A 6,880-nucleotide genomic window follows, 5' to 3' on the forward strand; every position below is an offset into this window, starting at 1 on the left:
CAAATTCCTTATGCCCCAGCAACAATTTGGACTGATTGGCCTCGCGGTCATGGGGGAAAATCTAGCCCTCAACGTTGAGCGAAATGGCTTTCCCATTGCAGTTTACAATCGCACACGAGCAAAAACCGATGCCTTTATGGCAGAGCGAGCCCAGGGACGACAAGTGGTCGCTGCATTTACGCCAGAAGAACTGGTCGCATCTCTGGAACGTCCTCGACGAATTTTGATTATGGTCAAAGCTGGAGCACCAGTGGATGCCGTGATTCAGCAGCTCAAGCCGATGCTGGAACCCGGCGATGTATTGATTGACGGCGGCAACTCCCTGTATGGGGACACCGTGCGACGCACAGAAGAATTAGAAGCGGTCGGCCTGCGATTTATTGGTATGGGCGTTAGCGGGGGAGAAGAAGGTGCCCTCAATGGTCCCAGCCTCATGCCTGGCGGAACGGAAGCCGCTTATAAAGATCTATCCCCGATTCTGACCAAGATGGCCGCTCAGGTGGATGACGGGCCTTGTGTGACCTATATTGGCCCAGGGGGGGCCGGTCACTACGTCAAGATGGTCCATAACGGCATTGAGTATGGCGATATGCAGCTGATTGCCGAAGCCTATGATCTGCTCAAAAATGTTCTCGGCCTGAGTCATACAGAACTGCATCAGGTCTTTAGTGAGTGGAACACCACCGATGAGCTGAATTCCTTTTTGATTGAAATTACGGCTGAGATTTTTACCTATGTCGATCCAGATACCCAGCAGCCGTTGGTAGAGCTGATTTTGGATAAGGCAGGCCAAAAAGGCACAGGCCGCTGGACCGTGATGAGTGCCTTGGAATTGGGCGTGCCCATCCCCACAATTACAGCAGCCGTGAATGCCCGCATTGCCTCATCCTTCAAAGATGAGCGGGTTAAAGCGTCTCAAATCCTGACCGGACCGACTGCCACCTTTAGCGGTGATAAGCAAGCCTTTATCAGCAAAGTTCGGGATGCCCTGTATTGCTCCAAGATTTGCTCCTATGCCCAGGGCATGGCCTTGATGAGTGCGGCATCACGGGAGTTTAAGTTCAATTTGAATTTAAGTGAAATCTCCCGGATTTGGAAAGGGGGCTGTATTATTCGGGCAGGCTTCTTGGACAAGATTAAGTCGGCTTTTGCCGATGATCCGGCCTTGGCAAACCTGCTGCTCGCTCCTGAGTTTCGGCAGACCATTTTGGACCGTCAAGGAGCCTGGCGAGAAGTGATGGCCACGGCAGCTCAGTTGGGGATTCCAGTCCCAGCCTTTAGTGCCTCGTTGGATTACTTTGATAGCTATCGTCGCGATCGCTTGCCTCAAAACCTAACTCAAGCCCAGCGCGATTTCTTTGGTGCCCATACCTATCAGCGGATTGATAAGGAAGGAACGTTCCACACGGAATGGACCGCCATCAACGAATCTAACGGCTAGTTTCCCAAGCTGGATTTTTGTAGGATAAGCTGGAACTGCCGTGCGAGCGCGGCAGTTCACGGTGGTGGCTATGGCGAAGCGTGCTTTAAAGATTTTGGGTGGTGGGGTTGCGATCGCAGTTCTCGTATTGGGAATTGGCTGGTTCAGTCGCAATGCCATCCTTGAGTCGGCTCTAGAAGGAGCGATTAAAGATACAACCGGCGTCAGTACAGATGTGGAAGGTCTGAACTTTCAGCCCTTTGCAGGAGATTTGACCATTCAGGCCATCACTCTTAAAAACCCTCAAGGCTTTTCCACCCCGCACTTGATCAAAATCCAAAATTTAGATTTAGATTTTCAGCTCTCCAATCTTTGGCAAGATCAGGTGGCCATTGAAGCGCTGACCGTCAATGGCCTAGATCTAAAGGTAGAGCAACAGATTCCTGACAATAATTTGGTCAAAGTAGTTGATACCCTGCAAGAGAAGGAACAGCCTGAAAGCAATAGCAATGAAAAGGTGGTTAAGATTGGTCGCCTGAGTATTCGCAATATCAAAGCCTCGATTAAGGTGAATGCCATTGTTGATTTAGAAGAGAATCTCGATATTGATGATATTGAGCTGACAGATGTGACCTCTAAGAATGCCGAAGGGAAATTGTCGGTTGCGATCGCAAATGCTGTCACCACTGCCTTACTGGAAAAACTTCCTCAGGATGGCCTACCGATTCAGCTGGATGGCGATAATCCCCTCAAGAATTTTCCCATTGATGATATTCCAGTGGATGACATTCCAATTGATATTGAAGAGCTCATTCCGTAGCTCCGCCGTTAGGGCTCAATCAATCAATCTGCTTCCGAACCAACACCAAATTGTCGAGGATCAAATTGGAAGACCAAATAAATTGAGCATCAGCATCCGGATCATTGAAGATTGAGGTGAAATCCGTGAACGCCCGCTTGTTGTCAACCCCGACCGTTTCGTCACTAAAAACAGAGGCTGACGGCCAATCAGCATCATTAAAGTCAGGCGTAGCCCAATTGTCCGGAACGGGCCAGAACGCCGCTGAAAAATCTGTGCCATCTGCGACGCCTTCTGTACTGCACGCTGAGGTGTCGCGCACATTGCCCTTGGCCTGAAGACAGGATCGATCTTGTAGAGGCGAAATATAAAATGCCTGCGCTTTCCATGTCTCGTCGGTTATGGCAACCGTCTCACCGTCCGCAGATTGAAAGTGAGCGACGAGCCCACCATCTCCTGGCTGATAGGCTTTACCTCGGCCAGCCTCAGAACCCAGCCCCAGGTTCTCTTCCCAGTCAACCAGTTTAAATGCAACAGTCAGCGGCCGATTGGCCTTAAACCGGACAGCGCTGGAATTGAACGGCGTGAAGGGCACGGCATCGACCGCGATCAATTTACCGTTCACATAGAGTTCGAAGTAATTATCCGCAAAAATGTAGGCGACAAACTCTTCATCGCCACCTGCGTCCTGAAGCACAACCTCAGAGAGATTAAAATTATCAACGCCGCCGCGACTCTCTCCCCCACAATCATTGTAAAGATCCGCTGCTTTGGGGCTATCCGTAAAATTGGTGTCTGCGGGAAGGGTCCATTCAGACCCATCTTCAGCGGTAATTTTGCCAACGGCGCTAACTCTTGATCCACGGCCACAATCAATTAGGGACTGGGTGGTTGTCGTCGCCAACCCACGCGAAAAGCTCACGCCGGACAGGTCTTCGTCTTTAACAGGGGACAGGTCTCCATCTTTAATAGAGGTCACAGATTTATCGGTTGAACCGGATGTATCGGGTGCTCCGCATGCGGCCATTAGCAGCGCGCAAGTGAGTAGGGTGTAAGTGTGTCTCAAGTGTCTGTTGTCCTTGTGCGCCACTGCTGAAGCGTCAACAATTCACCGTATCTAGCGTAGCAGTGATAGAAAAACCAGGAAAGTGTGGGCTTGCCAAACCTCTTGGGAGTTCAGTTCTCTGAGAGGCTGTTTGAGAAATTTTAGTACTCCTCAGCCAGCCTTCGAACCATAAGTCGAATCATCGCTACATACACAAGTGCTTCAGCCGTCCTGGTCAACACCTCATAATCTTTGTTGAGCTGTCGAGACCACAACAACCATCCAATTGAATATTTCAATCGCACAGTGGCCAAGCCTTTCCACAGGCAATCTGAGGGATTCAAACCTCGACTATAGCTGATGAACTATTTACAGATCTCTGGACTAGTTCAACCTTTTCTTACAAACTTCAAAGCTATGTGTGGTTTTGTGCCAAAACGTCATGGAGCTATCACGTTTTCTTACGGGTCGTCATTCACTTTTGGCTAACTCATAAAATTTGGATGGAGCGCAACTAGCGACCCAGAGCGTTTTCTGAGAGGAGAAGTGACTCATGACTTTGCAATGGCATCATGGAACTCGCGATAAAATCCAGCGGTTTATTGTGTTTTGGGTGGTATTGGCAGCGACCCTATTGATGTTGCTGGGCGTATCGGATGTTGCGATGGCTGATGAGTCGCCTAACCTGGCCCTCTTTGGTCCTCCTTTGCCCGAGAATTTCTACCCCCAGCAACCCGCCGATCCTGAACTTGTAGATTTAGGCCGCAGCCTCTACTTTGATAAGCGCCTCAGCAAAAACCAGGATATTTCCTGTAATAGCTGTCATCAGCTTGATCACTATGGCGTTGATAACCAACCCTTTTCCCCAGGGCATAAAGGTCAGCTTGGAGGACGTAACTCTCCCTCGGTTTATAATGCCGCTGCCCATGTGGCCCAGTTTTGGGATGGCCGTGCTGCCGATGTAGAGGCCCAGGCCAAAGGTCCCATTCTCAATCCGGTGGAAATGGCGATGCCCTCCGAAGCTCAAGTGCTCAAAGTCCTTAATTCCATGCCGGAGTACGTGGAAGCCTTTGCCACCGCCTTTCCCCAGGACAAACGGCCGGTCACCTACGATCACCTCGGTCAAGCTATCGGTGCCTTCGAGCGGGGACTGGTTACCCCTGCCCCCTTTGATCGTTACTTTGCAGGCGACCAGACGGCCCTCAATGCTAAACAACAACGGGGGCTAACCCTTTTTGTGGATGCAGGTTGTGCGCAATGCCATAACGGCACCTATTTTGGCGGTAACACCTACCAAAAAGCAGGTCGAGTGAATCCTTGGCCTAACCAAGAGGATCAAGGGCGCTACAAAGTTACGGGTGATGAGTATGACCGCATGCTGTTTAAGGTGCCATCCTTGCGCAACGTCACGGAGACGGGTCCCTATTTCCACGATGGTTCTGTCAAATCTCTGAAGGCTGCCGTAGTGCAAATGGCCAACACTCAGTTGGGGAAAGATCTTTCCAATGCGGAAGCCGGAGATATTGCCGCCTTCCTAGACTCTCTAACTGGAGAACCTCCCGCCGATTATATTCAACCTCCTATCTTGCCTGTCAGTACAGAAAGTACTCCTGCTGCTGACCCGACTTAAAACGCCCTTGGCTATTCCAGCAGGCTTGTACGCTACCATCAGACTCAGCGTTAAACGTTGAGAACAGTATGGCTTTTCTGCGGCGATGGGTGGCTTGGAGTTTGGTATTGGTGGTTGCGATCGCACTCCCTGGCTGTAGCCTCTCCCAATTTAAAACCCAAACGGCACGCGTTCCCCAGTATGTCGACACCATGCTGAATGCGCCTAAAACCTTTAACTCTTCCCAAAGTAAAGAAGCCAACAATGTCTTTGGCTTAATTTATGAAGGGTTAATGACCCAAAATGGTCTCACAGGCGAGATTGAGCCTGCCCTAGCAGAGTCTTGGGAATTCTCGGCCGATCAGCTCAAGATCATCTTTACCCTCCGCCCCAATCTGAAATGGTCGGATGGAGAACCGTTGACGGCAGATGATGTTGTTTTTTCCTACAACGATGTCTATCTAAATGAGGCCATTCCCACGGATACGCGCGATGTGCTCAGAATCGGAAAAAGTCGGGCCTTACCCAAGGTCAGAAAACTAGATGATCGGCGAGTCGAGTTTTCTAGCCCTGAACCCTTTGCCCCGCTGCTACGAACAGCTGGAGTGATCGATATTTTGCCTGCTCATGCCCTCAAGAAATTGGTAGACACGCCAGATCGCAAGGGTAATCCGCAATTCATTTCTGCTTGGGGGGTGGATACAGACCCCAGTGAAATTATTGTCAATGGTCCCTACCAACTGGAACGCTATGACACCAATCAACGAGTCGTTTTTCGTCGCAATCCTTATTATTGGCGTTACCAAAATCCTGAGCAAGCCACAGGAAATATTGAGCGGATTGTGTGGAAGATTGTGGAGTCCTCAGATACCGCTCTGCTGCAATTCCGTTCTGGTGGGTTAGACTCCGTGGGGGTAGTCCCCGATAAATTTTCCCTGCTCAAACGGGAAGAGGATTCAGGCAACTTCACCATTTACGAAGGTGGCCCTGACTTTGGTACCACCTTCATCCTCTTTAACCTCAACCGGGGTCGCCGCAACAATAAGCCCTTAGTGAACCCCATTAAATCGCAGTGGTTTAATAACGTTAAATTTCGCCAAGCGGTTGCCTATGCCATCGATCGAGACCGGATGCTGGCCAACCTCTATCAAGGTTTAGGTCTACCTCAGAATTCTCCCATTTCTGTGCAAAGTCCCTATTATCTTGCTCCTGAAGAAGGGCTGAAAGTCTATAACTATGATCCTCAGAAAGCGAAGCAACTCCTAAAAGCGGCAGGATTTACCTATAACAACAAAGGCCAACTGCTGGATGCGAAAAAGAACCGCGTGCGGTTTACCTTAATGTCAGGGGCAGGCAGTACAACGGGTGTAAAGCTAGGGACTCAAATCAAAGAAGATCTCAGAAAAATTGGCATTCAAGTAGACTACACACCGATTGCCTTTAATACCTTGGTGGATAAATTGGATGATTCCTTAGATTGGGATTGTGTCATGTTGGGCTTAACGGGCGGTGTAGAGCCAAATTCTGGCGCTAATGTGTGGTCTACAGAAGGGGGATTGCACATGTTTAATCAAAAACCCCAACCTCCCAGTGAACCGATTCAAAGCTTTACCGTGAGTGAGTGGGAGCAAGAAATCTCGGATCTCTATATTGAAGGTGCCCAAGAGTTGGATGAAGCCAAGCGGAAAGCCATTTATGCCAAAACCCAAAAAATTACCCAGGAATATTTACCGTTTATTTATTTGATCAATCCTTTGGCGCTGGCTGCGGTGCGGAATGATTTTGAAGGGATTCAATTTACAGCCTTAGGGGGGGTAAATTGGAATATCTATGACATTCAAGAAGTCAGAGAATGATTTCGCGTATCGATCGTCGGTGAACAAGAGAAATTTAGAAGCATTTTTATAAACTCTAGTTTCCGCTAAATGTTGAGATGTAATCGGAAGAATTGGCTAATCCATAATGGCAGATACCCAAGCCAGCCAGCCAAGAGGGGTATATGCCAAT

General features: G+C 49.3%; 5 protein-coding genes and 1 pseudogene. 4 read left to right on the plus strand and 2 right to left on the minus strand.

Going from position 1 to position 6,880, the window contains the following annotated elements; translation table 11 throughout:
* Positions 1–10 precede the first annotated feature (10 nt).
* Together gndA and Q0986_RS17375 are read left to right on the plus strand one after the other, a co-directional pair.
* The gene (gene gndA, locus Q0986_RS17370; RefSeq protein ID WP_299413380.1) at positions 11–1,441 is read left to right on the plus strand and encodes an NADP-dependent phosphogluconate dehydrogenase; all 1,431 of its coding nucleotides are present in this window, start codon (positions 11–13) and stop codon (positions 1,439–1,441) included.
* Positions 1,442–1,481: 40 nt separating this feature from the next.
* Entirely contained in the window at positions 1,482–2,240 is a 759-nt protein-coding gene (locus tag Q0986_RS17375) for an AsmA family protein (RefSeq protein WP_299413369.1), read from the plus strand.
* Positions 2,241–2,259: 19 nt separating this feature from the next.
* Here the strand turns inward: Q0986_RS17375 and Q0986_RS17380 are convergent, their stop codons facing one another.
* On the minus strand, positions 2,260–3,246 hold the full coding sequence (locus tag Q0986_RS17380) for a hypothetical protein (protein WP_299413371.1): 987 nt from the start codon (positions 3,244–3,246) through the stop codon (positions 2,260–2,262).
* A gap of 179 nt (positions 3,247–3,425) precedes the next feature.
* A pseudogene (locus Q0986_RS17385) lies at positions 3,426–3,554 on the minus strand (IS5/IS1182 family transposase); the annotation flags it as partial.
* A gap of 263 nt (positions 3,555–3,817) precedes the next feature.
* Here Q0986_RS17385 and Q0986_RS17390 point away from each other — a divergent pair.
* Both Q0986_RS17390 and Q0986_RS17395 read left to right on the plus strand, forming a co-directional pair.
* The gene (locus Q0986_RS17390; protein ID WP_299413374.1) at positions 3,818–4,894 is read left to right on the plus strand and encodes a cytochrome-c peroxidase; all 1,077 of its coding nucleotides are present in this window, start codon (positions 3,818–3,820) and stop codon (positions 4,892–4,894) included.
* Positions 4,895–4,962: 68 nt separating this feature from the next.
* The gene (locus Q0986_RS17395) at positions 4,963–6,729 is read left to right on the plus strand and encodes an ABC transporter substrate-binding protein (protein ID WP_299413377.1); all 1,767 of its coding nucleotides are present in this window, start codon (positions 4,963–4,965) and stop codon (positions 6,727–6,729) included.
* Positions 6,730–6,880: the final 151 nt, after the last annotated feature.

Source organism: Acaryochloris sp. IP29b_bin.148 (genome assembly GCF_028285565.1).
Taxonomy (GTDB): domain Bacteria; phylum Cyanobacteriota; class Cyanobacteriia; order Thermosynechococcales; family Thermosynechococcaceae; genus Acaryochloris.

What these genes read in the sequence shown, in the direction of transcription:
- gndA (WP_299413380.1), top strand. Translation starts at nt 11, where the DNA reads ATGCCCCAGCAACAATTTGGACTGATTGGCCTCGCGGTCATGGGGGAA.
- Q0986_RS17395 (WP_299413377.1), top strand. Translation starts at nt 4,963, where the DNA reads ATGGCTTTTCTGCGGCGATGGGTGGCTTGGAGTTTGGTATTGGTGGTT.
- Q0986_RS17390 (WP_299413374.1), top strand. Translation starts at nt 3,818, where the DNA reads ATGACTTTGCAATGGCATCATGGAACTCGCGATAAAATCCAGCGGTTT.
- Q0986_RS17380 (WP_299413371.1), bottom strand. Translation starts at nt 3,246, where the DNA reads ATGGCCGCATGCGGAGCACCCGATACATCCGGTTCAACCGATAAATCT.